The organism is Tropicimonas sp. IMCC34011 (assembly GCF_003390865.1).
GTDB lineage: Bacteria > Pseudomonadota > Alphaproteobacteria > Rhodobacterales > Rhodobacteraceae > Tropicimonas_B.
In genome coordinates this window covers 1,215,248-1,237,717 of record NZ_QMEJ01000001.1, presented here as the reverse complement: position 1 = coordinate 1,237,717, position 22,470 = coordinate 1,215,248, and the positions used below count along the sequence as shown (strand labels likewise).

The following is a 22,470-nucleotide window of genomic DNA, read 5'->3' as shown; positions in this document are numbered from 1 at the left end:
AGGGGAGCAGGTCAGCCTCGAGGATGTCCGGCACTATCGTGACGACGACGATGATCGCGAGATCCGGGCAACCCTCGACGGCATCACCTTCGAGGCCGAATACGATGATGGTCGACTCGAAGAACTCACGGCCGCCCCCGGCTCAATTCTGCCGCAAGCGCTGCTCGATGCGCTGGTGCCTCCCGAAGCCTTGTTGCGCGCCGCGGACATGAGCATCCGCCACATCGTCCGGGTGGAGTTCGACGACGACGGCGAAATCGAGATGACCGGTATGGATGACGACGGCTCGGTCGAGGTGACCTTCGCCGCAAACGGACAGATGCGCGAATTCGACCGCCGCGACGACGCCCGCCGTGGCCCTACGGGTGACGCGTTAAATCATGGCCTCGCCGGGGGCGACGTGCGGCGTATCGCTGCCGATGCGGGATATGCGGATGTGGACTGGATCGAGATCCGCCCAAACCACGTGGAATTCGACGCCACCAATCCCGACGGCGAAAGCGTCGGGGTCCGCCTCAACCGCGACGGACAGGTCGTCCGCGAGAAGCGGCGCCGACTGGCGACCGCGAGAAAAGCCGCGCACGCCCGCATAGGGGGCGGGCGCGGTTCACTCCTATTTTTGAGCCGTCCCGGCACTAACCGGGACGGCTCATCCGATTATGCCTCGCTTTCCGCTTCCTCTTTCCGTACGATCTCCTCCAAAACCGGCAAGCTCTTTGCGAACAAGAAGCTGGAAAGAAACGTGTCGCGGGGCGCCAAGCGCCGGGACGTCTGGCACTCAAGCCCAGTCATGCGCCAAATCTCCGGCTCCGAGTTATCCACTGTCAGGTCGGCCGCCGTTCCATCCAAAAACACCCAGCGAAAAGTGAAAAGGGGTCCGACGCGCGTTACTCCCTTCAGAATTCAGGCGTCTGCGACACTAGGATCGTCTGCAAAGACGCACTCGACGGGTTCCCCGGTAAATTCCGCAATCACCTCACGGAGGTTGAAAGCAATCCCTTCATTCGCCGTACACATACGGTTGCTGACAAGGCTGAGGCCAAACCACTCGATCGGCTGAAGAGAACGGTAAACCTCCAAGTCTTCTTCCGGCGCAACGATGTCATCCAATCCCCACGGCATGAGACGGAGTGACTTCGGGTTAATCACTCCAACATTGCAGATCTGAGACAGGAGCGTCGTCCACTGCTGTAACGTCAATTTCGGCACGTGACGGCCCACGACCCAAATCATGGCATCCAAAATCCCCAACAGGCGGGCATCTCCCACCTCCGGTTCATCATAATAGAAAGACTCCCCGACTTTTGCGCGGTCTTCTTCCATCAAGGATGCGAGCTTCACGACCTTTTCGTAGGCAACGGTGGACTTTGCGCACTCGGCATTGTGCGCAAGAATGATAGCGGTGTCCATAGGACAACCCCCTGAAAAGCAAGGTCTCTTAGCATCAAAAGACCAATTGGTATTCTGAAAAGCAGTGCATTAACGACCGACTTTCCGATGAACCTTCCCGTTTTGGCTGCATACCCGGGGAAGTTTTCGAAGCCCATTGATGTCGAATGACATCGCTCCGCGGAATTAATAGAAGGTCGCCTTACCAGCCTGAACTTGTTTTGCTTTCGCGGTGTCCAGCGCCGTGAAGAGGATGCGCCTCTTCTGGGTGACAGGAGAATATGCTCTCGATCTCCGGCTTCAAGTGATGACAGAAAATTTTTTCCAGAGCCCAGTGGAGAGCCGCACCGGTGAGACCGAAGTCTCGATTCCGATGCCAAGGCATCCAGACGACGTCGGTCCAGCGTCTCAAGCTCGCCGAATTAAGACAAGGATTCCCGGGGTGCGAATGTTTGCCTTCACGCCTCATTGCAGAGCGAAATCAGTATCTTAGCTCTATCAGAGAATTTGATTACGCCACCAATTTCTATCAGGCAGCCCCCGCGAGCTCAATCGTGCTGGCGCCAGCGCCGCGGCGCGTGACGCGCACCTGAACCGGGATGCGGTCCTTCATCGCCTCCACGTGGGAGATCACGCCGATCGTGCGGCCCTGCGCCTAGAGCGTCTCGAGGGCGTCCATGCGATGTCGAGGTCTTCCGCATCGAGTGAGCCGAACCCCTCGTCGATGAAGAGCGTCGCGGCGAGGCCGCCCTGCCCGCCCATCTGCGACAGGGCCAGCGCCAGCGAGAGCGAGACGAGAAAGCGCGCGCCGCCCGAGAGGGAGCGCGTCGCGCCGCACGCGGATCCGCGCGGGCCGCACCGGCGCGGCGGCGAGCAGTTTCTCGGCCTCGGCCAGAAGGACCGCGGCCGGCCCGGTCGCCTCGAGGTTCACGTAGACGAAGGGCTGCAGGCCGCTCGGGGTGTCGGGATCGAGGCAGAGCGCGTCGAGCGCCGCCTCGAACTCCGCAAAGGTCATGGCGCCGCGCTGCGGGAGTCGCAGCATCTCCGCGGGACGCGCGATCGGCACATGCGTGTGAGAGATGTCGTTTCCCTCGATCTCGAGGAGGGTCACGCCGTGATCGTAGCCGGCCTCCGCTGCCGAGAGCGGAAAGCACGAGCCCGCGTAGCGGGTCCGGCCACCGAGCGTCTGGTGGCGATGCAGGTGGCCAAGCGCGACGTAGTCGAAGGCCTCCGGGAAGACATCCTCGGGCAGCGCATGCTCACCGCCGATCAGGATGCGCCGCTCCGCGCCCTCGCTCTCGGTGGTGCCGTGGCAATGCAGGTGTCCCATGGCGATGACCGGCAGGTCGCCGGCGATCTCAAGGGCTTGTGCCGCCATGCTCGCATGGAAACGCCGGGCCGCCTCGACGATGGGCGAGCCGCGGCCCTCGCCGGCTGCGGAACTGAGGCCCGGAAGATCCGGCGCGCGCAGGAACGGGATGGCGCAGACCCAGGCGCGCGGCGCGCCGTCCGGGCCCGGCAGCGGGACCATGTGCCGGCCCGACAGGATCTCCTCACCCTCGCGGCGGATTGTGGCGAAGACATGGACATCGAGGCTTTCGAGAATGGCCGAGGGCGCCTCGAGGCGGCCCGCGGGGTCGTGGTTGCCGCCGGTGATCACCGTGCGCAGCCCGGGGCGCGCATCCTTGAAGCGGCGCAGCGCCGAGTAGAGCAGCCGCTGGCTGTCACCCGAGGGGTTGATGCCGTCGAAGACATCGCCCGAGGCCAGCAGCACGTCGATCTCTTCGCGGGAGAGGATGCCGCAGAGCTCGTCGAGCCACACCCGCTGCTCCTCGTCCCGGGACCAGCCGTTCAGTGCCTGGCCGATATGCCAGTCTGCCGTGTGAAGAATTCGCATGCTTCCTGATCCCTGCGTCTGTTCTGCGACAGCTCCGAACGCGCGATCTCCGAGGACGGCAAAGCACCCGAAGTTTTTTCATCAGGTCTTGTTGTACGGGTTTTGTCACGGAAATCGGCCGATTTGTCACGCCCTGTGACACCCGGTGTGACACTCGTAACCCACTGACAATTATTACGAATAACTCTTACTATCTATCGGTGTCACGGAATATAGAGATATGTATTCACGTACGCGCACCCACTCGCACCCACGCGCACGCACGCAATACTCATCTCGGCGTGACATGTGGCATAGGCTAAGTCATTGATATGGTTTGATATAGCTGTCACGCGTGGCAGGACACGTCCAGAGGCGTGACGGCTTCAGGTGAATCGAAGGGCAGAGACTCGGCGTTCGCCACGGGCGCGGAAGTCCAGTCGGGAAGCGCGGAGGAGCTGCCGTTGATGCGTCTGACCCGAACGTCTCGGATGGGCGTATTCCGTTGAAAAACTCGGCTTGTCCGAAGATCTGACCGCTGATTCAATATCGTTGCAACGGTCCGAGGTGAGCGGCGATGATGGGGTCCCGGCAGGAGGCGCAAGGCGCTCTGTTCTATGAGTTCTCGATCGAAGCGCATGTGCCGCCAGACCATATGCTCCGATCTGTGGATCGGTTCGTCGATCTGGCCGGCGTCCGGCAGCACCTTGCACCGTTCTACAGCCCCACCGGGCGGCCGTCGGTAGATCCTGAGCTGATGATCCGCATGCTTCTGGTCGGTTACATCATGGGCATCCGGTCCGAGCGCCGTCTCTGCGAGGATGTCCATCTCAACCTTGCCTATCGGTGGTTCTGCCGTCTCGATCTGGCCGATCGCGTCCCGGATCACTCGACCTTTTCCAAGAACCGCCACGGTCGTTTCCGCGACAGCGACCTGCTGCGGCATCTGTTCGAGACGGTGGTGGCGCGGTGCATTGCGGAGGGCTTGGCGAGCGGTCAGCGCCTCTCCGCCTTTCCTGATGACGCCTTCGCGAACTTCTTCTTCCAGGCGTAGAGCGAATACGGGCTGACCCCGAGCCGCTCCAACACTTCCCTGACCGGGTAGCCCCGCTCGGTGATCTGCGCGACCGCGCCCCGTTTGAACTCATCGCTGAACTTGCTGCTGCTCATCATGGCCTCCTTGCCTAAAAATTAGCGAAGAAGGCGTCCACAATACACGGGGCTATTCAAGCGCCTTCAGCCGTTTGGCCTCGGACACTTCCATGCCCCCATACTTCGAGCGCCGCTTGTAAAAAGTGCCATCGCTGATGCCATGCTTCCGGCAGAGCTACTTGGCGCCTATCCCGGCTTGGTGCTCCTTCAGAATGCCAATGATCTGTTCTTCGCTGAAACGGCTTTTCCGCATCGTCTGTCTCCTCGTTGAGAGAACAGGCTAACTTCAAAAAGCGGACGGTTCAGGGGAGCAGGTCATGGGTAACTCGAATGCTCTTGAAACGCGGATCGCGCACCAACACTCTTGTTAGACGGATAGCATGGATGACGTGGTTCGTGATCAATCACTGCCCTCAGGGACCCCATTCGAGCAGCTCACTCGGTCCAGATTTATGCTCGTGGAGATGATTTTGAGAAAATATTTTCGCACCATCGCGACGGTCCAGATCGGTCCTATGTCACTGTTTCGGCGGGTGGTTCTTAGGAAAAAGTTTTTCATAACAGGCTCTTGAGAGAGCCGGTCCAGGCGCGATTTCCCCCGGGTGCTCTTGTGGGCTGAAAACCGGCGCATAGTCTTCCCGAAAATCGAGAAGACGAGCCGTCCGAAAGGGCGGCAAACCGAGCCGGGCCTATGAACGAAATGCAAGCAAACACAGCACCTCCTACCTTCCCGGAGCGCAAACCGCGCCTCTCCGGGCAGTATGAGGAAGTGCGCAGCGATCGTTCCGGATTTCCGCATGTCAACGGCGTTCCGCTCCGCCTTATGACCGGCGAAGAGTTGGCAGAAATGATGCTTTACGACGGTGTCACCAGCGGATTTCGCGCTTGGTGCCGGCAACTTGGCATCAGGACCGTGCCCGGCCGAAAGAACGTCTACGATCCGGTACATGTCCGCGCGCGGATCGATGCGGCGCATGAAAATGGTCTTACGCCCGGATCCCGGAATGAGCCCGAGAACGAACAAGAGCTGAGTTTCACCGAGAGGAGCAGGATCCGCCGAAATGCGCGCACGTAACAAGAACTACATTCGCGGAGTTCACCGCGTTGCGAAGCGCCTGAGTGACGGGACGCGCCGCGAATACCACTACGTCTACCGGGGAGGGCCGAAATTCTGGTCGAACGATATGGATTTCGGAGAAGGCGATCCCCGCTACGTGGCGGCATATCAGCAGTTAGAGAAGGGGCCGGGCCAGCGGCGTACGGTCGACCCGAAATCCGTGCGTGCAGTTCTCGAACGCTATCGCAGCTCCGCGGAATTCGTAAAACTGAAGTCGCGGACGCAGAAGGACTACGCTTCCTTTCTGAACGACTTCGAGTCGGAGTTCGGTCCCGACCCCATTGCGATGTTCGAAGAGGTGGAGTCCGTTGGCGAAATCAGGCAGTGGCGCACGAAGTGGGCGCACTCGCCAAAACGCTATGACTATGCCGGAACCGTCGTGACCCGCTTTCTCAACTGGGCCTGCGCGAGCGACACCAGCCTTCGCACGCATCATCACACAGGCCAGAAAAAACTCTACAAGTCGCAGCGCGCGTCACTCATCTGGACGCCGGAAGAAGTGCAGACACTGCTCGCGGCGGCACGTCCCGCGGAAGCGCGTGTCATTGTCGCGGCCTCTGAGGGAGGCCTTGCGCCGCAAGACATCGGGACGCTCAGCCTCACGCACGTCCAGACCACACCACGCGGTCGGCGACTGTTTCTTCAGCGCGGCAAGAACCGCAACCCGGTCAGCATCCCGGTGACCGAAGCTCTGGGTGAGTTGATCGATACCGTTCCGGAGGGTCAGGCGCATATCGTCACGTCCCTGACCGGACGTCCGTTGACAGCGCTCCGGGCGAGCCAGATCATTCGCGGGGTGAAGGAGCGCCACAATGCTCGCGCCGAGGCGGACCCGTCGCTCATGCCAATCCGCGACGAGCTGCATCCCTATGATCTGCGCGGCACGGCAGCCACCGCGCTGCTCCGTGCCGGCTGCAGCCTCAATGAGATCGCGGTGACAATGGGGTGGGGACTTCGGCACGCGGGAAACGTGATCGAAAGCTACGCGGCGCTGGTACCTGAAGTGTCCGACGAGGTCTTGCGTAAACTCATTGCGGCACGGTCAGGGGCGGTTTGACTGGCTGGATCGAAAGCTATCGGCAACACCCTCAAAGAACTCCAGCGGTCGGATGCGGGACGAGCTGCCCCGCCGATTGCGTCATCTGCATGGGCATCCCGTCCGGGGTTCAGGTCCTGGGTCCGGAGGGTAGGGGTGCGTAGCGCGTCCGCTCTCAATACGCCACTTCCGGCAGCCACAGGGCGAGGAAAGGGAAGAACGCGACGAGCAGCAGCGCGAGCATCTGGAGGGCGACGAATGGAACCACGCCGCGGTAGATATGTCCGGTCGTCACGCCCGCCGGCGCCACAGCTTTGACGTAGAACAGTGCCATGCCCACGGGCGGCGTCAGGAACGAGGTTTGCAGGCAGATTGCCATCAGGATCGCCACCCAGACCGGATCGAACCCCATGGATACTACGATCGGCACGGTCAGCGGCGCGACGACAAGGACGATTTCCATCCAGTCGAGCACGAATCCCAGCGCGAAGACAGTCGCCAGGATGAGGATCAGAATGCCGGTGGGCGACCAGTCGAGCCCGGTCAGGAGCCCTTCGACGAGATCGTCACCGCCATAGCCGCGTAGCACGACGGAAAAGCAGGTCGCGCCGAACATGATCGCGAACAAGAAGGCGGTGGTGCGCGCCGTGGCCGTGCAGGTGTCGATCAGCGTCCGCCAGTTCAAGGTGCCGTTGGCGAGCGTGATCAGCGTGGCGCCGAGCGCACCGAGGCCCGAGGCCTCGGTGGGGGAGGCGATGCCGAAGAAAATCGAGCCGAGCACGAACAGCATCAGAAGAAGCGGCGGCACCAACGCCCGTACGATGGCGATAAGCGCCTCGCGATCGAGTGGCCCGGCGTCAGGGTCGGGCGGCGCGTAGCTTGGCCTGAGCATCGACAGGATGACGATGTAGCCGACGTAGAGCACCGCGAGGACGACGCCCGGCAGCACCGCCGCCATGAAGAGGTCGCCGACGGACAGGCGCAGCTGGTCGCTCATGACGATCAGCATGATCGAGGGCGGGATCAGGATGCCCAGGCAGCCCGAGGCCGCGACCGTTCCGAGACCGAGCGGCATGTTGTAGCCTGACCGCTGCAGCGCCGGCAGGGCCACGGTGGCCAGAAGCACCACCGAGGCGCCGATGATACCCGTGGATGCGGCGAGGATCACGCCGATTACGACGATGGAAAGCCCCAGGCTTCCCGGTGTCCGCCCGAGGCTTCGCGTCATCGCGGCGAGCAGGCGTTCGGCCACGCCGGATTTCTCTAACATGAACCCCATGAAGACGAACATCGCGATGGGAACGAGCGAATAGTTCGTGAGCGTGGAGAAGATGCGGTCTGCGGAGAAGCCGATGAAGTTGATCCCCGCGAAGACGTCGATACCGGCATAGGGCAGCACCTCGGCCAGGAGGGCGAAGAGCACCCCGACACCGCCCAGCACGAAGGCCACCGGAAATCCGGCGAAGAGGCCCACGGCAAACGTGGCGAACATCGCCATCACGAGGTACGCTTCGCTCGTCATGATCGGTCGGCCTTTCGCGGTTCGAGAAGAATGAGGGCATTGCGGGCGAGGGCGGCAATGCCCTGGAGCAGCAGCAGCACGATGCCGACGAACATCAGCAGCTTCACGAGATAGCGCGCCGGCAGACCGCTCGGCATGGGGGAGCCTTCACCGATGCTCCACGAATAGGTGAAGCTGCCCCAGGAGAACCAGGCAATCCCGATGGTGAAGGGAAGCAGGAAGAGAAGCACACCGGCGATCTCGATCCACGCGCGACGTCGCGGCGACCAGCGTTCGCGCAGGACATCGACGCGGACATGGGCGTCGTGCCGGTAGGCGTAGCCAAGGCACAGCATGACGGTGATTGCGTTGAGGTGCCATTGCAGCTCCTCAAGCTCGACTAGGCCGAACCCGAAGCCGTAGCGCAGGACCACGTTGCCCACGACGACAAGCATCAGGAACGGCAGCACGAGGGAGCCGGCGATACCAGCCCCCTCGTTCAGCCATTCAATCGGGCTGGCCAGACCCTGGAGGAAACGCCTCATGGCTGTCCTGCCCGCTTACTGGCGCAACTCTTCCCAACTGCCCGCGGTCTCGCGATAGGCGGACAGGGAATCCCAGACCTCCGCGAAGGTCTCGTCCTGTTCGGATTGTTCGGCCATCACTTCGGCGGTCGCCTCCTCGAACGCGGCGAGGACCTCTTCGGGGAATTGCCGGATCTCGACCCCGTTCTCGGCGAAGGCGTCGATCGCTTCGGCGTTCTCGACATAGGTCGAGGTCAGGCCCCACAGCATGGTCTCCCGGCAGGTCAGTTCGATCAGGCTTTGCTGACCCTCCGACATCTCGTCCCACTTGCGCTGGTTGATGATCAGTTCGTTGATCGCGGCGGGCTGGTGCCAGCCGGGGAGATAGTAGTTCTTCGCGACCTGATCGAAACCGCTCTGCCGATCGATGGCGGGCATCGAAAACTCGGTGCCGTCGATCACGCCGCGCTCGAGGTTCGGGAAGATCTCGCCTCCCGAAAGAAGCACGACGGAGGCACCCATCTTCTTCATGACCTCGCCCGCGAGGCCGGCGAAGCGCAGCTTGAGGCCTTGGATGTCCTCGACGGATTCGATCGGCTCTTTGTACCAGCCGCCCGCTTCCTGGGCCATCAGGCCGCAGGGTACGGTGACGACGCCCTGATCGGCGTAGATGTCGCGCCAGATCTCGAGGCCGCCGGCATTGTAGAGCCAACCGACATAGCCTACCGCGTCCGGCCCGAAGGGCACGCCTCCGAAAAGCTGCACGGCGGGAAACTTGCCCGCGACGTAGAGCGGCGAGGTATAGCCGGCGTCGAGCGTTCCGCGCTGGACGGCATCGAAGATTTCCAGCGGCGGAACGAGGGCTCCGGCATCGTAGAGATCAATGCTGACGGCGCCGCCGGATGCCTCGCCGATGGCGTCGGCGAAATGCTGTGCGTCCCGCCCGCTGGCGGGCAGGGTCAGCGGCCAGGCGCTCTGCACTGCGAGCTGCACGCTTTCCTCCTGCGCCTGGGCTGCCGGCATGAGAGCCATGAGGCCCGTCGCGGCAAGCGCGAGCGGGCGCAGGGAGCGTTTGGAAGCAAGGGAAATGGGCATTGGGTAGATACCTCCGGTCTGACTGTTGGATCCGCACGAAACGGCGGGTGCAGCGGCGATCTTGGTGTCGCGTCCGCATCAGCTTTACCCAAATTTACTATTTTATAAAGATATTTTTCGATGTAATTTACCCTTTATGGATCGTGGAAACGCCTCAGGCAGCCTGGAGGGCAAAGCGTTTGTCACCGGCGCGGCCGGCGATATCGGACGACGAATCGCGGATCGCCTGGAAGGATCGGGTTGCCGGGTCATTCGCGGGGATCTTTCCGGCGGAGCGGGGATCGTGCAGCTGGATGTCCGGGACGAAGCCGCCGTCCGGGCTGCATTCGACGAGGCGGAAAGCGACGGCGTGCCGGTGTCGATACTCGTCACCTGCGCGGGCATCATGCCGGCGGGAAAGGCGGCGATGCGGATCGCGGCAACATCCTTGCGGGAATGGGATGACGTGCTCGCCGTCAACGCGACCGGCACCTTCCTGTGCCTGAGGGAGTTTTTGCGCCGGCGCGAGGCCGATCCGGTGCCGCAAGGTCGCGCGATCCTGCTGTCCTCGGCGGCGGCGCAGCTCGGCGGCTATCGCGGCAGCGCCTCCTACGTCGCGTCCAAGGCGGCCCTGTTAGGTCTGACGAAGATCGCCGCGCGCGAGGCGGCCGGCTACGGTGTCACGGTAAACTGCATCGCGGCGGGCCCGATCGAGGGCGGCATGTTCGATGCGGCGACCACGCCCGAAAGCGCCGAGGCGCTCGCCGGGCGCATTCCCATCGGTCGTATCGGAACGCCGGACGACGTGGCCGCGGCGGCGCTCTATCTCGCCGGGGCGGGGGCAGAATGGGTGACCGGCGCGACGCTGGACGTCAATGGCGGGTACCGGATGCAATGACCCGGCGAGGCGCCCTCTCACTCCGGCTTGTGCAGAAGCATGTCCCCGGCCTGATCGTACATGCCCACCATGAGATGCATGGTTGTCACCATCGTCTCGAGCCCGCCGGGCGCGTGGGGCATCTGGCGGAACAGGCGCAGCAGCGTCTGGCGCCTCTTTTCCTTGTAGGCAGTCACCAGGCTGTCGCCCAACTCGGACACGACGTAATGCGTTGTCTTGCGCGAGGCGCCGCGCTTTTCGATCAGCTTGAGCTGGGACAGCTTCTTCAGCCCGTATTGCAGGTTGGGCAGATCGTCCCGGTGGAGAAGGCGACTGATCTCCATCAGGCCCTTCGGCGCGTTGTTCATGTGAATGACGTGCAGGATGGACGCTTCGGTTCCGCTGAGATTGAGATCGCAGACCGCCGCGAAACAGTCCCGCCGCCAGCGCGAGAAGGCGGCGCCCAGGTGCCAGAGGGCATATTCGAATTCGGCCAGTTCAGTCTCTTCCGAAGCCTCTGCGGGGTTTTCGGTCGGCTTGGACACAGTCAACGACTCCTCGAGGATTGAAAAGAATGAGCGCGGAAGAAGAGATATCGGGTCCCGTTTGTCAATTCTTGCAGGCTGGCAGCGTCTTCGCCTTGCTGGAACGGCAATCCGGGCACTACGCCGAGAACGACCTGCTTGTCCTGACGAAGGGCACGGCCGAGCTGTGGTCTTCCCCGCGGCGCCGCTGGTCCTATGCGGAGATGCTGGAGGCCATCCGGACCCTGTCGGATCGATACGCCGCGGCCGGTCTCGGGGCCGGGGATCGAGTGGCGCTCCTTCTGGAGAACCGCCCCGACCATTTCGCGCACTGGCTTGCGCTCAACAGGCTCGGCGCCTCGGCGGTACCGGTCAATCCTTCCGCCAGCGCTGCGGAGCTGACCTATCTGCTGGAACACAGCGAGGCGAAACTGCTCGTCCGGCTGGATGCCCATGCCGACCTCGCCGATCCGGTCGCCGCGGAACTTGGCCTGCCCGCCATCGGGCCCGAGGGCCAGATCCCGCGGATCGGGGAAACGTCCGCGCCTGCCGCGCCCGAGTTGTCTAGGGAATGCGCGCTCATATACACGTCGGGGACCACCGGTAAGCCCAAGGGCTGTATCCTGAGCAACCGCTACTTCCTGAACTGGGCCACGTGGTATGATGCGCAGGGCGGATTTATCTCGCTCCGCAAGGGGCGGGAACGTCTTCTGACGCCGCTCCCGACATTCCACGTCAACGCCATGGGACATTCCTTCATGGGAATGCTGTCCTGCGGCGGTGCCCAGATCATCATGGACCGCTTTCACCCGCGTTCGTGGTGGGCGGACGCGGCTGAGACGGGGGCGACCTGCTTTCACTATCTCGGTGTGATGCCCGCCATCCTGCTCGAGCTTCCCGAGGGCCCCGAAGACCAAGCCCACGGAATGCGCTTCGGTCTTGGTGGTGGCGTCCATCCCGACCATCACGAGCGGTTCGAGGCGCGTTTCGGCGTGCCGATCCTCGAAGGCTGGGCGATGACGGAAACGGGGGGCGCCGGGACCTTCTGCGCCGCGTCAGAGCAGCGCCATACCGGCACCCGTGCCATCGGCCGGCCAGACCGGCCGGGTCCGCCGCTCGAGGCCAGGTTGATCGAGGAGGATGGCTCGGAGGTCGAGCCGGGCGCGCCCGGCGAACTCGTCCTTCGTGCCGCGGGAGACGATCCGCGTGTGGGGTTCTTTTCCGGCTATCTCAAGAACGCGGAGGAGACGGAGAAAGTCTGGCAGGGCGGCTGGCTTCGTACCGGCGACGTGATGCGGGCAAGCGCGGACGGCACGCTGCATTTCGTCGAACGGCGCAAGAACATCATCCGACGCTCGGGCGAGAATATCGCGGCCTCCGAGGTCGAAGGGGTGGTCCTGTCCGTCCCGGGCGTTTCGGGCGCCGCCGTCATCAGCAGCCCCGATCCGCTCAGGGAGGAGGAAGTTCTAGCCGTGATCGTGCCAGAAGGGGACCGGAGCGCCGATGCGCTGGCCGAGGCGGTCTTTGCCGCCTGCGCGGAACGGCTGAGCTACTTCAAGGTGCCGGGCTACATCGTCTTCCGAGACTCCCTGCCGACGACATCGACGCAGAAGGTACAGAAACACGTTCTGCGCAGTATCGCCGCCGCGCCGATGGACGAGGCACGCGCTTTCGACTTGCGGGCGCGCAAGCAGGCTCTGCGAACGGACGCCCAATGAACCTGCGCGGCTATGACGACATCGTCCTCGCGGCGCCCGTTTCGGTGCCCTACGAGCGATATTCCACGGACGGGGCGGCAGTGTTCTTCGCGCGTACGCTCAAGGGATTGCTGGAGGCATCAGGCCTGGGGAAAGACCGCATCGACGGGATGTGCATCGCCAGTTTCACGCTTTCGCCCGACAGCGGCATCGGCCTGACGCGCGCACTGGGGCTCGCGCTCGACTGGCTGGACACGATCCCGCTGGGCGGCGCCAGCGCCATCGCCGCCATCCGCCGCGCGGCCGCGGCCGTCGCGCGGGGCGATGCGGATATCGTCGCCTGCATGGGCGCCGACACCAATGTTCCCGGCGGGTTTCGGGAGAACACGGCGACCTTCTCTCAGGCGTCGCAGGATGCGGTATATCCGATGGGGGCGGGCGGGCCGAACCAGAGCTTCGCCTATATCACGGACAATTACATGCGCCGCTTCGGCGCCACCGCTGAGGATTTCGGGCACCTCTGCCTCGCCCAGCGCAAGAATGCCGGCGGCAACCCGCGCGCCATGCTGCGCAAGCCACTGACCATGGAAGATTACCTGACTTCCCGCCCCATCGCCGGGCCGATCAGGCTTTTCGATTGCGTGATGCCCTGCGCCGGGGCCGAGGGATTCCTCGTCATGCGCCGAGCCGAGGCCGAGGCGCTGGGGCTGCCGCATGCCTCCCTCCTCTCTGCGATCGAACGGCATAACAGCGCCACCGCCGATCCGGTGCAGGAGAGGGGCGGTTGGGCCGAGAGGGCAGATGCCCTGTTTGCAAGCGCCGGTATCGGGCGAGAGAGCATCGACGTCCTCCAGGTCTACGACGATTACCCCGTAATCAGTTTCTTGCAGCTGGAGGATCTGGGCTTCTGCGCCAAGGGGGAGGCCGCCGCCTTCGTCGCATCGCACGATCTGACCTATGCGGGGGATTTTCCGGTGAATACCGGCGGTGGCCAGCTGTCCGCCGGCCAGGCTGGCGCGGCCGGCGGTTTTCTTGGCGTGACGGAGACGCTTCGCCAGCTGTGCGGGACCGCGGACGGGCATCAGGTAGAGAGCGCCCGCATCGGTCTCGTCAGCGGATTCGGAATGATCGTTTACGACAAGGGGCTGAGCAGCGGGGCGGCCATCCTCGCCGCCGCCTGAAAGGACGCATGACCGACCAACTCCCCCCCAATCGCCGCAGCCCCGCCGCCCGGGCCCTCACCGCGCCGGCCGCGGAAGGGCGTTTCGTGCTCCAGCATTGCAATGTCTGCGGGACCGTTCAGTATCCCCCGCAGGAATTCTGTACCGGGTGCCTTTCCCTCGATCTCGGCTGGAAGGACACCTCGCGCGACGGCCAGCTGGTGGCCGAGGCCGAGATACATCACAGCCTGGAGCCCGCATTCGGCCCCGATCTTCCGATGAGAACCGGCCTCGTCCGTCACGAAAGCGGCGTGACGCTGGTCGCGTTCCTCGACGACACTTGCCGTGTCGGCGCGGGGGTGCGCCTGGAGCTGGCCCTCGACCGGGGCGGCGCCGCTATCGTGAAGGCGAGTGTGCGTTAGAAACGTCGGTTCGGATGGTGCCGGGCGGCATGAGTGACGAGCAATCACATGCCGAACAGGTTGCGGAAGAGCTTCGTGGGCGCGGTTCCAAAACAGGCCTAGCTGGCCCACCTGACCTACATCCGTACCGTGGTTGGCATCCCGTTCCTCCTCCTCGTCGTCCAAAGAGTCGGCCCGCCTTTGGTAATCCCTCTCGTTCGGGCGATTTTCGCGAGTAGCAGGTGAGCCGAAGCCGCCTCGCTTGCGCGATGCGACGAGCAAGAATTGTAAACCGGTGTGTAAACCGGAAGAGCCGCCTCAGGTCGCTCTCTATCTAAGTCATTGAAATTAAATGGAGGCGAGTACCGGAATCGAACCGGTGTACACGGATTTGCAATCCGCTGCGTAACCACTCCGCCAACTCGCCTTGTCAACAGGTTAGCCGCGCGTGTGGTTGGCGCGGCAACGTCTTGGCGGGCAGTCCTAGTCGGTGGCTTGCTCTTCCGCAAGGCGCTTTTTGGGAAGGTCGTTCCGTCATCTTTCCGCGGCTCGCAGCCTGAAACCTGCGGGCCATGCCGGGCTCGTACGGTCGCGGAGGCGGCGTCTTTCCGTTGCTCGGTCTGGCGACTGGCGGCGCGGGCTTGTTCGAACGTCCGTCCGCCGATGTCACTGCAGGGTTCCTGCCGTCGGACGGATTTCCAAGGCATGATCGCCATATTGAGGGCCAATTCGGGCTTCATCCCGGTCGGGCGCTGCGCCAGGCGCCGGCCGACGAGAACCCCTGCTGACGGATGAGCTTTGCAATGCGACCATTCCCGATCCCTTTCAACGAGGAAGAGCGGCAGGCTGCGGTCGCGAACCTGAGCGGCGTCAGGCCCGACGAGGATCCGATACTGCGGGAGATCGTCGGACTCGTGCGCGGGGTCATGGATGTCCCGACGGCGCTGGTCAGCATCGTGGACGATGAGCGTCAGTGGTTCGCCGCCCGCGAGAACTTCCCGGTGGGGGAGACGTCCCGGGACTACTCGATCTGCGCACATGCGATCATCACGCCCGAGACCCTCGTCATTCCGGACACCCATGCCGATCCGCGGTTCCGGGACCATCCCGTCGTCGTCAATCCCCCTAACGTGCGGTTCTATGTCGGCTCTCCCATCGTGCTCACTTCCGGCTTCCGGGTCGGCAGCCTGTGCGCCCTCGACTACGTCGGACGGGAGCGTCCCGATCCGGCGGCGATCGCGATGCTGGAAAGCCTTGCGCGCATCGTGGCCGAAACGCTCGACCGCCAGAGCGCGCAGTCCGGGGACGACCGCGAGACCGAGCGCGACCAGGGCGCGCGGGGGGAGATCCTTGCCTCGTCGGCCACGAGTTTCGCACGCCGCTGACCGTGATCCTCGGGTCGTCGCAGCTTCTCGGAGCGCGGCTCGACGGGGCGGACCAGCGCATAGCCGAAGCCGCGGTGACGGCGGCCCGGCACCTGTCGGACCTCGTGGACAACCTGCTCACCCTTTCCGACCTCTCGACCGGCGATGTCCGCGTCGGCGAAACCGAAGACGACATTCGTGAGATTTTGAGGGCCGTCCACCTGGATGGGGAGCTCCTGTTCGAGGAGGGCGGGGCAAGTCTCACCCTCGAAATGGAGGATGCGCATTGCCGAGATGCACGGGGGCGAGCTCGAATTGCGGTCGGAGACCGACGGCTTCTACGCTGCCATCACGCTTCCCGCGTGGCGCGCGCAGCCCGAAGCATTCAAGGAGGCTCGCAAGGCCGGGTGAACCGCCCATCATCGAGGAGCGCCGTCCCCGCCGCCCGGGCTTGCCGGAGCCGGAGGCGTGCCCTGTCCGGTTTCCCCCGTTCATGACCGCGTCTAGAGTGCGGCGGAACGGCGTTGTCTCGTACGGCGCGACTACATGCCAGGAGGCAACACATGGCACAGCCAATGGACCGGGCGTTCTCGCTCGATGATGTGGATGATCTGGACGGCCTTTTTGCAAGGCGTCAGAACGCGGCGACGAAGGCCACTGAAGAGGGCCAACCGGAGCGCGGCGTCGCCTACGGCTCATTGCCGGGCGAGCAGCTGAACCTGTTCAGACCCGCGCCCGGCACGGGCGCGAAAGCACCGGTGCTGGTGTTCATCCATGGCGGTTTCTGGAAATCGCTCGACGCCGATCTCTTCAGCTTCATCGCGCCGGCTTTCGCGGCCAGGGGCATTCTCGTCGCCGTCATCGACTATCCGCTGATGCCGGCTGCCCGGATGGCCGACGTGGTCGCGTCCTGCCGCCGTAGCGTCGCGTGGCTGCACGCAAACGCTGAAGGGCTTGGCGGAGATCCGGAGCGCATCTTCGTTTCGGGCAACTCGGCGGGCGGGCATCTCGTGGTCGAGCTGCTTGATGCGCCGGAGCTTGCGGGCAAGGTCGCGGGCGGACTGGCGATCAGCGGGATCTACGATCTGGAGCCGGTCACGCGCTCGTTCCAGAACGACGATCTGCAACTGACCGCGGAGGAGGTCGCCCAGTTCAGCCCGCTCCAGCGCGAGCTCGATCTGCATGCGCCCTTGCGCGTGACGGTGGGCGGAGACGAGACGGGGGAGTTCCTGCGGCAGTCGAGCGAGATGGCGCAGAAGGTGGGCGCGCCGTCGATGGTCGTGCCGGGGACGAACCACGTCACGGTTCTTCTCGATGCGCTGGCGGTGGAGGGGCATCCGCTCCACGGCTTCCTGTGCGAGATGATCGACGCCGCCTGACGAGGGGGGCAGGGTGCGGGCCGCCGAGGCCGCCCGCACCGGGATTACGTCACTCTTCGGAGACGCCGGCCATCGCCTCGTTCACCCGCTCGATGTCCCAGGTGTCGAGGGTGACGAGAGCGCCGTCCTCGACGCCCCAGGTCAGGTACGGACCGGTCACGTCGCCGTTGTCGTCGAAGGTGATCGGGCCGGTGGCGCCGACGTAGCGGATCGGCTCCCCCGCGGCGATCAGCTCCTTGGCCTTCGCGAAGCCCTCGGGGCCGGGATAGACCTCCTCGCCTTCGCCGCCGGTGATCTCGCGCACGCTGTCGCGGATCGCGGTGCCGTCCGCCTCGCCGGCCTGCTCCATCGCGAGCAGCGCCACGGCGGCGGCGTCATACATGGTGTGGAGGCCCGGACCGCTCGGATCGCTCTCGTACTGCTCTTTCCAGGATGCGTTGAACGCCTCGACGGACTCGCCCTCGACCTGCGCGTTGTCGATGCCGACGGCCTCGGTGAGGTACTGCGCGCCCACCGCGTTCACGAATTCTTCCGCCCGGAGCGCGTTCGACAGGAGCATGTTCTGGCTGCCCCCGAAGGAAATCCATTCGCGCGCGGCGGTGGCGCCGTCCGCCGGGAAGGCGATGAGGAAGAGCGAGTCGGGATCGCCCTGAAGCGCCCTGTTGATCTCGGCGCGGTAGGAGGCCTGCTCCTGGTTGTAGGGCGTGATGCTGGACACTTCGCCGCCGAGCGCCTCGAAGGCCTGCTCGAAGTTGCCGGCGAGGCTGTTGCCGTAGTCGGAGTTCACGTGAACGACGGCGATCCGCTCGTAGCCCTTCTCGCGGGCGATGGTCGCCATCACGACGGCCTGCGGACGGTCCGTCGGCAGCGTACGGAACCAGTAGCCGTCCGTTCCGCCTTCCTCGGCGAGTTCCGTGAAGCTCGGCGCGGAGGAGCAGCAGGAAATCTGCGTCACGCCGGCCGGCACCGTCACGGAGGACAGGATCGGCAGGGAGATGCCGGACTGGATCGCGCCGAGGATCACCGGCACGTTCTCGATCTCCACGAGCGTCTTCGCGGCGTCGACGCCGACATTGGGAGAGCCCTGATCGTCGCGCAGGATGTAGTTCACATCACAGCCGTTCACGCCGCCGGCCTCGTTGAAGTGATCGACGGCGAGCTGGCCCGCATCTCCGATCGCCGAGCCGATGGCGGCCATCGAGCCGGTGACGGACAGCACCGCACCCACATTGACCTCGCAGGATTGCGCGCTGGCGGAGCCGGCGGCGAACGTGGTCGCCGCAAGGGCGGCGGCGGTGGAGCATAGGTAGCGTCTCATGGGGTCTTCTCCTTCTGTTGGATGGAGGCCGGCGCTTTTGCTGCGCTCTGTCGGCCTGGACGAGCGATCCTGCAGGGGGGCAGGGTCACGGGGCGCCCCGCTCCTTATGGCTGGAGACGGTGGCACGTTCTCCGATCAATCCGCGCGGCCGGAAGATCAGCATGGAGACGATCAGGAGGCCGATCAGCATGGTCTGGATCGCGCCGGCCTGGTTCTGGAAGCCGACCGGGCTGAAGCGGCTGATCGCGAGGCCGCTCATGGTCCACAGCGCCCAGACGACGATCGCTCCGAGCAGCGCGCCGGCATTGTTGCCGCTGCCGCCCACGATGAGCATGGCCCAGATCTGGAAGGTGAGGATCGGAAGGAAGTCGAGCGGGCTCACGAAGCCGATGAAGGCGACGTAAATTCCGCCCGAAAGCCCGATCAGGGTGCAGCCCAGAACGAAGGCCTGCAGCCGGATCAGCGCGATGTTCTTGCCGAGCGAGCGCGCCGCGACCTCGTCCTCCCGGACCGCGTTCAGAAGGCGCCCCCAGGGGGAGCGGACGGCGGCTTCCAGCGCGACGTAGACGAGACCCGTGACGCAGGCCACCACGGCGAGGAAGAAGAGGTTGTAGCTGGTGGTCGACTCGAAGGCGTCGATGAAGGGACGCGGCAGGCCGACAAGGCCGTTCGCGCCGCCAGTGAGGCTCTCGAAGTTGAGGGCGACGAGCTGGATCGTGATGGCGATGCCGAAGGTGGCGATGGCGAGATATTCTTCTCGCAGTTTGAGCGTCGCGAGCCCGACGACGATGGCCGCCAGGGCGCAGAGGATCATGCCGCCGAGAATGGCCAGCGGGAACGGCAGCCCAAAGCCCCCGATCAGCGCCGCTCGGTCCGGCCCCGCGAGGATTGCCGTGCCGTAGGCCCCGATGGCGTAGAAGCCGACGACGCCCGCGTTGAAGAGGCCGGTATAGCCCCATTGCAGGTTCAGGCCGAGGACCATGATCCCGTAGTTCAGCGCGATGATAAGGAAAAAGACGAGGTAGATACCGAATCCGCTCATTTCGCTGCTCCTGCAGTGCCTGCAAACAGTCCCGTCGGCCGGACATAGAGCACCGCCAGCAGGATCAGGAAAGGGACCGCCATCTTGTAGCCCGGCGGCAGGATGAAGACCGCGAAGGATTCCGCCAGCCCGACGATCATGCCGCCGATGACGGCTCCGGGGATGTTGCCGACCCCGCCGAGGATCGCGGCGGCGAAGAGCGGCAGGATGAGGTGGAAGCCGACTTCGGGGCGAAGCTGCACCGTCAGCCCGTAGAGAACGCCAGCAACTGCCGCGAGGGACGCGCCGATGATCCAGGTCCAGCGGATCACCCGCGCGGTCGAGACACCGTTCACGCGGGTCAGGTCCGGGTTCTCCGCCAGCGCCCGCATCGACAGCCCGAGGCGGGTGTGCTGCAGGAAGAGGTAGAGTGCGACCACGAGGACGGCCGCGAGCCCCAGCGCAAAGAGTTGGTCCGGCATCAGTCGCAGGCCGGGCGCAACCGGAATCGCGATCTGCAGCGTGTTCGAATAGTAGGTCGCCGCGCCGCCGAAGATCAGCAGGATCAACATCCGCACAAGGAGCGACACGCCGAAGGACGCGAAGACGAGCGTCAGGTGATTGCTCGTCCCCCGCAGCTGCCGGAAGACGAGTCCGTCGATGGCGAGGGCGAGAACGGACGTCAGCGCCATGGCGGCGATGGTGCCGAGGATCAGCGGCAGCCCGAAGGAGAAGGGGCCGATGGGGCCGCCGAGGGGGCCGAGAAGCGAGACCGCCGCCAGCGCCATGTAGGCGCCCCACGTGATCAGTTCGGCATGGGCGAAATTGGCGAAGCGCAGGATGCCCATCGTCAGGGTCAATCCGATTGCTCCGAGCGCGATGATCGCACCGGTTAAGATACCGTCAGCCAGCGCTTGCAGCATGGGTGCTCCGTTTCGTTCCGCCGAAATAGATTGCTTTCATGTCCGGATCGTCGGCAAGGACGCCGGACGGGCCGTCGATCCGGTTCTCGCCCTCCGCGAAGACGTAGGTCCGGTCCGAGATCGCCAGGGCCGCCTTCACGTTCTGCTCGACCATGAGGATCGTGATGCCGTCCTTGCTGAGGTCGGTGAGATGTCCGAAGACCTCGCTCACCGCCGCCGGGGACAGCCCCGCGCTCGGCTCGTCCAGCATCAGCAGGGCGGGCTCGGTCAGCAGGGATCGCGCGAAGGCGAGAAGCTGACGCTGCCCGCCGGAGAGGACGCGGGCCTTGCGGTCGCGATGATCGCGCAGGGCAGGGAAGCGCTTGTAGGCCTGCGCGATGCGGTCCTTCGCGAGCGATCGGGGCAGGGCGGCGGCCCCGAGGCGCAGGTTCTCGTCGATGGTCAGCGTCGTGAAGACGTTGTCCGTCTGGGGAACGTAGGCGACGGAGGCGGAGCCCATCTTGTGGGTGGCAAGGGAGGTGATGTCGGTGCCGTCGAGTTCGACCCGACCCTCGCTGATCGGGACGAGGCCTGCGATCGCCTTGATGAGGGTGCTCTTCCCGGCGCCGTTCGGCCCGACGATCGTGACGAGTTCGCCGCGATGAACCTCGAGCGAGATCCCGTGAAGGATGGGCAGGTCGCGGCGATAGCCCGCGACGACGCCGCTGACGGTCAGTAGCGCATCGCTCATGCCGCCGCTCCCCCCAGATAGGCCTCGACCACGTCGTCCCGCGCGATGACCTCGCGCGGCTTGCCCTCGGCGATCTTCCGGCCTGCCGCCATGACCACGAGGGAGTCGCAGAGGGAGGTGATCAGGTCCATGTTGTGCTCGATGATGAGGAACGTCATGCCCCGGCGGTTGAGCTCCACGATGCGCTCGATGATCGTGTCGAGAAGGGCGGGGTTCACGCCGGCGCCGGGCTCGTCGAGAAGAACGATCGCCGGATCCGCCATCAGCGCGCGGGCAAGCTCCACGAGCTTCTGCTGGCCGCCGGAGATGGACCCGGCGGGCTGCATGGCGACGGCGGAAAGGTTGCAGAACGCGATCACGTCATGCGCCTTTTCCCGCAGCTCCGCCTCCTGCCGCGAGACCCGCCCGCGGCCGATCCAGTTGTTCCAGAACCGCTCCCCCGCCTGCCGCTCCGGCACGACGAGGAGATTCTCGAGGACGGTCATCCGCGCGAAGGGGCGCGGGATCTGAAAGGTCCGGGTCAGGCCGCTGGAGAAGACCTCGTGCGGGCTCAGGCCGCCGATCTGCGTTCCGTCCAGCGTGACGGTGCCTGAATCGAGCGAGGCTTCGCCGGCGATGGCATTGAACAGCGTCGTCTTGCCGGCGCCGTTCGGGCCCACGAGTCCGGTGATCCGGCCGGCCTCCGCAGTGAAGGATACGCCGTCCACCGCACGGACGGACCCGAACGCCTTCCTGGCGTCGCGGATCTCCAGCCGGCCTGTCTTCCCTGTCTCGGGCGTCTGAGCGGTTTGCACGTGCGCCTCCCGGTGTTCTGTTCACTCTTGAGCGGATCTGATATACATGATCACGTGATCAAACAACCACAAAGGTGACGCATGGATCGGGGACGCTGGACGATCAACTCCGGGTCGAAGTTCGAGGAAATGGCCGGTTACTCGCGCGCGGTCATCGACGGCGAGTGGATCTTCGTGTCCGGCACCGCCGGCTACGACTTCGAGAATGACACGATTTCGGATGATGCGGCCGAGCAGACCCGGCAGTCCCTGCGCACCATCGCGGGCACTCTGGAGCAGGCCGATGCCTCTCTGTCCGACGTCGTCCGCGTTCGCGTGTACGTCAAGGATCGGTCGGATATCATGGCTGTCTCGAAGGTGCTCGGCGCGGCGTTCGGCGATCCCAGGCCGACCAACACGACGATCGTCTGCGGCTTCGCGATGGAGGAGATGAAGGTCGAACTCGAGATGACGGCCCTCGTCCGCCGGTAAGGCAGCGCAACCCTCTCGCGAGGCGGACGAAGCCCACTGGCCGCCAAGCGAACGTCCGCTCGTCGTCGGCGCCCGGCGGGGCGGGCGGCCGCTGCCTGGACCCGGCGCGTGATTGCGCCGGGCGGGGCCAGATGGCAGTAAC

Annotated in this window: 21 protein-coding genes, 1 tRNA gene and 5 pseudogenes; 13 read left to right on the top strand and 14 right to left on the bottom strand. The window is 64.6% G+C overall.

The features are described from left to right. Positions 1–208: 208 nt before the first annotated feature. The gene (locus tag DQG15_RS18100; RefSeq protein ID WP_157968908.1) at positions 209–1,060 is read left to right on the top strand and encodes a hypothetical protein; all 852 of its coding nucleotides are present in this window, start codon (positions 209–211) and stop codon (positions 1,058–1,060) included. Between the two features lie 959 nt (positions 1,061–2,019). Here DQG15_RS18100 and DQG15_RS18820 read toward each other — a convergent pair. Continuing rightward, positions 2,020–2,160: a hypothetical protein gene (locus DQG15_RS18820; protein ID WP_370454170.1), complete on the bottom strand. Its 141-nt coding sequence runs from the start codon at positions 2,158–2,160 to the stop codon at positions 2,020–2,022. 352 nt (positions 2,161–2,512) lie between these two features. Then, positions 2,513–3,286 (bottom strand): annotated as a pseudogene (sbcD, locus tag DQG15_RS18815) (exonuclease subunit SbcD); the annotation flags it as partial. Positions 3,287–3,842: 556 nt separating this feature from the next. Here sbcD and DQG15_RS05895 point away from each other — a divergent pair. Continuing rightward, positions 3,843–4,265 (top strand): annotated as a pseudogene (locus tag DQG15_RS05895) (transposase); the annotation flags it as partial. A 2-nt stretch (positions 4,266–4,267) separates the two neighbouring features. On the opposite strand, the pseudogene DQG15_RS05890 reads toward DQG15_RS05895, so the two are convergent. After that, positions 4,268–4,438, bottom strand: a pseudogene (locus tag DQG15_RS05890) (transposase); the annotation flags it as partial. Between the two features lie 52 nt (positions 4,439–4,490). Beyond that, positions 4,491–4,670: pseudogene (locus tag DQG15_RS05885) on the bottom strand (transposase); the annotation flags it as partial. A 438-nt stretch (positions 4,671–5,108) separates the two neighbouring features. Here DQG15_RS05885 and DQG15_RS05880 point away from each other — a divergent pair. Both DQG15_RS05880 and DQG15_RS05875 read left to right on the top strand, forming a co-directional pair. Further along, positions 5,109–5,492, top strand: a complete 384-nt coding sequence (locus DQG15_RS05880; protein WP_116083486.1) for a hypothetical protein — start codon at positions 5,109–5,111, stop codon at positions 5,490–5,492. Continuing rightward, positions 5,479–6,591: a tyrosine-type recombinase/integrase gene (locus tag DQG15_RS05875; protein ID WP_116083484.1), complete on the top strand. Its 1,113-nt coding sequence runs from the start codon at positions 5,479–5,481 to the stop codon at positions 6,589–6,591. Before DQG15_RS05880 ends, DQG15_RS05875 begins: the two co-directional genes overlap by 14 nt. A gap of 154 nt (positions 6,592–6,745) precedes the next feature. Here the strand turns inward: DQG15_RS05875 and DQG15_RS05870 are convergent, their stop codons facing one another. Genes DQG15_RS05870 through DQG15_RS05860 form a run of 3 tightly spaced genes read right to left on the bottom strand, consistent with a single transcriptional unit; the run spans position 6,746 to position 9,690 of the window. Next, the gene (locus tag DQG15_RS05870) at positions 6,746–8,092 is read right to left on the bottom strand and encodes a TRAP transporter large permease subunit (RefSeq protein ID WP_116083482.1); all 1,347 of its coding nucleotides are present in this window, start codon (positions 8,090–8,092) and stop codon (positions 6,746–6,748) included. Beyond that, a complete protein-coding gene (locus DQG15_RS05865; protein WP_116083481.1) occupies positions 8,089–8,616 on the bottom strand; it encodes a TRAP transporter small permease subunit in 528 nt (175 codons plus the stop codon). Before DQG15_RS05865 ends, DQG15_RS05870 begins: the two co-directional genes overlap by 4 nt. Positions 8,617–8,631: 15 nt before the next feature. Further along, the gene (locus tag DQG15_RS05860) at positions 8,632–9,690 is read right to left on the bottom strand and encodes a TRAP transporter substrate-binding protein (protein WP_198665072.1); all 1,059 of its coding nucleotides are present in this window, start codon (positions 9,688–9,690) and stop codon (positions 8,632–8,634) included. Positions 9,691–9,715: 25 nt separating this feature from the next. Here DQG15_RS05860 and DQG15_RS05855 point away from each other — a divergent pair, with 25 nt between their 5' ends. Beyond that, positions 9,716–10,567, top strand: a complete 852-nt coding sequence (locus DQG15_RS05855; RefSeq protein ID WP_232830715.1) for an SDR family NAD(P)-dependent oxidoreductase — start codon at positions 9,716–9,718, stop codon at positions 10,565–10,567. Between the two features lie 17 nt (positions 10,568–10,584). Here DQG15_RS05855 and DQG15_RS05850 read toward each other — a convergent pair whose 3' ends face one another. Continuing rightward, a complete protein-coding gene (locus DQG15_RS05850; protein WP_116083477.1) occupies positions 10,585–11,091 on the bottom strand; it encodes a winged helix DNA-binding protein in 507 nt (168 codons plus the stop codon). 71 nt (positions 11,092–11,162) lie between these two features. On the opposite strand from DQG15_RS05850, the gene DQG15_RS05845 reads away from it, so the two are divergent. Genes DQG15_RS05845 through DQG15_RS05835 form a run of 3 tightly spaced genes read left to right on the top strand, consistent with a single transcriptional unit; the run spans position 11,163 to position 14,349 of the window. Further along, positions 11,163–12,788, top strand: a complete 1,626-nt coding sequence (locus tag DQG15_RS05845; protein WP_232830714.1) for an AMP-binding protein — start codon at positions 11,163–11,165, stop codon at positions 12,786–12,788. Continuing rightward, the gene (locus tag DQG15_RS05840; protein ID WP_116083474.1) at positions 12,785–13,948 is read left to right on the top strand and encodes a thiolase family protein; all 1,164 of its coding nucleotides are present in this window, start codon (positions 12,785–12,787) and stop codon (positions 13,946–13,948) included. Before DQG15_RS05845 ends, DQG15_RS05840 begins: the two co-directional genes overlap by 4 nt. A gap of 8 nt (positions 13,949–13,956) precedes the next feature. Next, positions 13,957–14,349: a Zn-ribbon domain-containing OB-fold protein gene (locus DQG15_RS05835; protein WP_116083473.1), complete on the top strand. Its 393-nt coding sequence runs from the start codon at positions 13,957–13,959 to the stop codon at positions 14,347–14,349. 332 nt (positions 14,350–14,681) lie between these two features. Here DQG15_RS05835 and DQG15_RS05830 read toward each other — a convergent pair. After that, positions 14,682–14,755, bottom strand: a tRNA-Cys gene (locus DQG15_RS05830). Positions 14,756–15,131: 376 nt separating this feature from the next. On the opposite strand from DQG15_RS05830, the gene DQG15_RS05825 reads away from it, so the two are divergent. The 4 genes and pseudogenes from DQG15_RS05825 to DQG15_RS05815 all read left to right on the top strand — a co-directional run bounded on the left by DQG15_RS05825 (position 15,132) and on the right by DQG15_RS05815 (position 17,071). After that, a complete protein-coding gene (locus DQG15_RS05825; protein ID WP_157968907.1) occupies positions 15,132–15,713 on the top strand; it encodes a GAF domain-containing protein in 582 nt (193 codons plus the stop codon). A gap of 2 nt (positions 15,714–15,715) precedes the next feature. Next, positions 15,716–15,793, top strand: a pseudogene (locus DQG15_RS18810) (hypothetical protein); the annotation flags it as partial. A gap of 178 nt (positions 15,794–15,971) precedes the next feature. Continuing rightward, positions 15,972–16,103, top strand: coding sequence for a hypothetical protein (locus tag DQG15_RS18715; RefSeq protein WP_255415096.1), 132 nt, complete (start codon positions 15,972–15,974; stop codon positions 16,101–16,103). A 152-nt stretch (positions 16,104–16,255) separates the two neighbouring features. After that, positions 16,256–17,071, top strand: a complete 816-nt coding sequence (locus tag DQG15_RS05815) for an alpha/beta hydrolase (protein WP_116083468.1) — start codon at positions 16,256–16,258, stop codon at positions 17,069–17,071. Positions 17,072–17,120: 49 nt separating this feature from the next. Here the strand turns inward: DQG15_RS05815 and DQG15_RS05810 are convergent, their stop codons facing one another. The 5 genes from DQG15_RS05810 to DQG15_RS05790 all read right to left on the bottom strand — a co-directional run bounded on the left by DQG15_RS05810 (position 17,121) and on the right by DQG15_RS05790 (position 21,857). Next, positions 17,121–18,389: an ABC transporter substrate-binding protein gene (locus tag DQG15_RS05810; RefSeq protein WP_116083466.1), complete on the bottom strand. Its 1,269-nt coding sequence runs from the start codon at positions 18,387–18,389 to the stop codon at positions 17,121–17,123. A gap of 85 nt (positions 18,390–18,474) precedes the next feature. Next, a complete protein-coding gene (locus DQG15_RS05805) occupies positions 18,475–19,431 on the bottom strand; it encodes a branched-chain amino acid ABC transporter permease (protein ID WP_116083465.1) in 957 nt (318 codons plus the stop codon). Next, entirely contained in the window at positions 19,428–20,333 is a 906-nt protein-coding gene (locus tag DQG15_RS05800) for a branched-chain amino acid ABC transporter permease (protein WP_116083463.1), read from the bottom strand. The genes DQG15_RS05805 and DQG15_RS05800 overlap by 4 nt, the downstream gene beginning before the upstream one ends. Further along, positions 20,314–21,063 carry an ABC transporter ATP-binding protein gene (locus DQG15_RS05795; RefSeq protein WP_116083461.1) on the bottom strand — a complete coding sequence of 250 codons (750 nt, stop codon included), beginning with the start codon at positions 21,061–21,063 and terminating at the stop codon, positions 20,314–20,316. The genes DQG15_RS05800 and DQG15_RS05795 overlap by 20 nt, the downstream gene beginning before the upstream one ends. Further along, positions 21,060–21,857 (bottom strand): ABC transporter ATP-binding protein, encoded by a 798-nt coding sequence (locus DQG15_RS05790; RefSeq protein WP_232830713.1) that lies wholly within the window; start codon positions 21,855–21,857, stop codon positions 21,060–21,062. Before DQG15_RS05790 ends, DQG15_RS05795 begins: the two co-directional genes overlap by 4 nt. 81 nt (positions 21,858–21,938) lie before the next feature. Here DQG15_RS05790 and DQG15_RS05785 point away from each other — a divergent pair, with 81 nt between their 5' ends. Continuing rightward, entirely contained in the window at positions 21,939–22,328 is a 390-nt protein-coding gene (locus tag DQG15_RS05785; RefSeq protein WP_116083459.1) for a RidA family protein, read from the top strand. Positions 22,329–22,470: the final 142 nt, after the last annotated feature.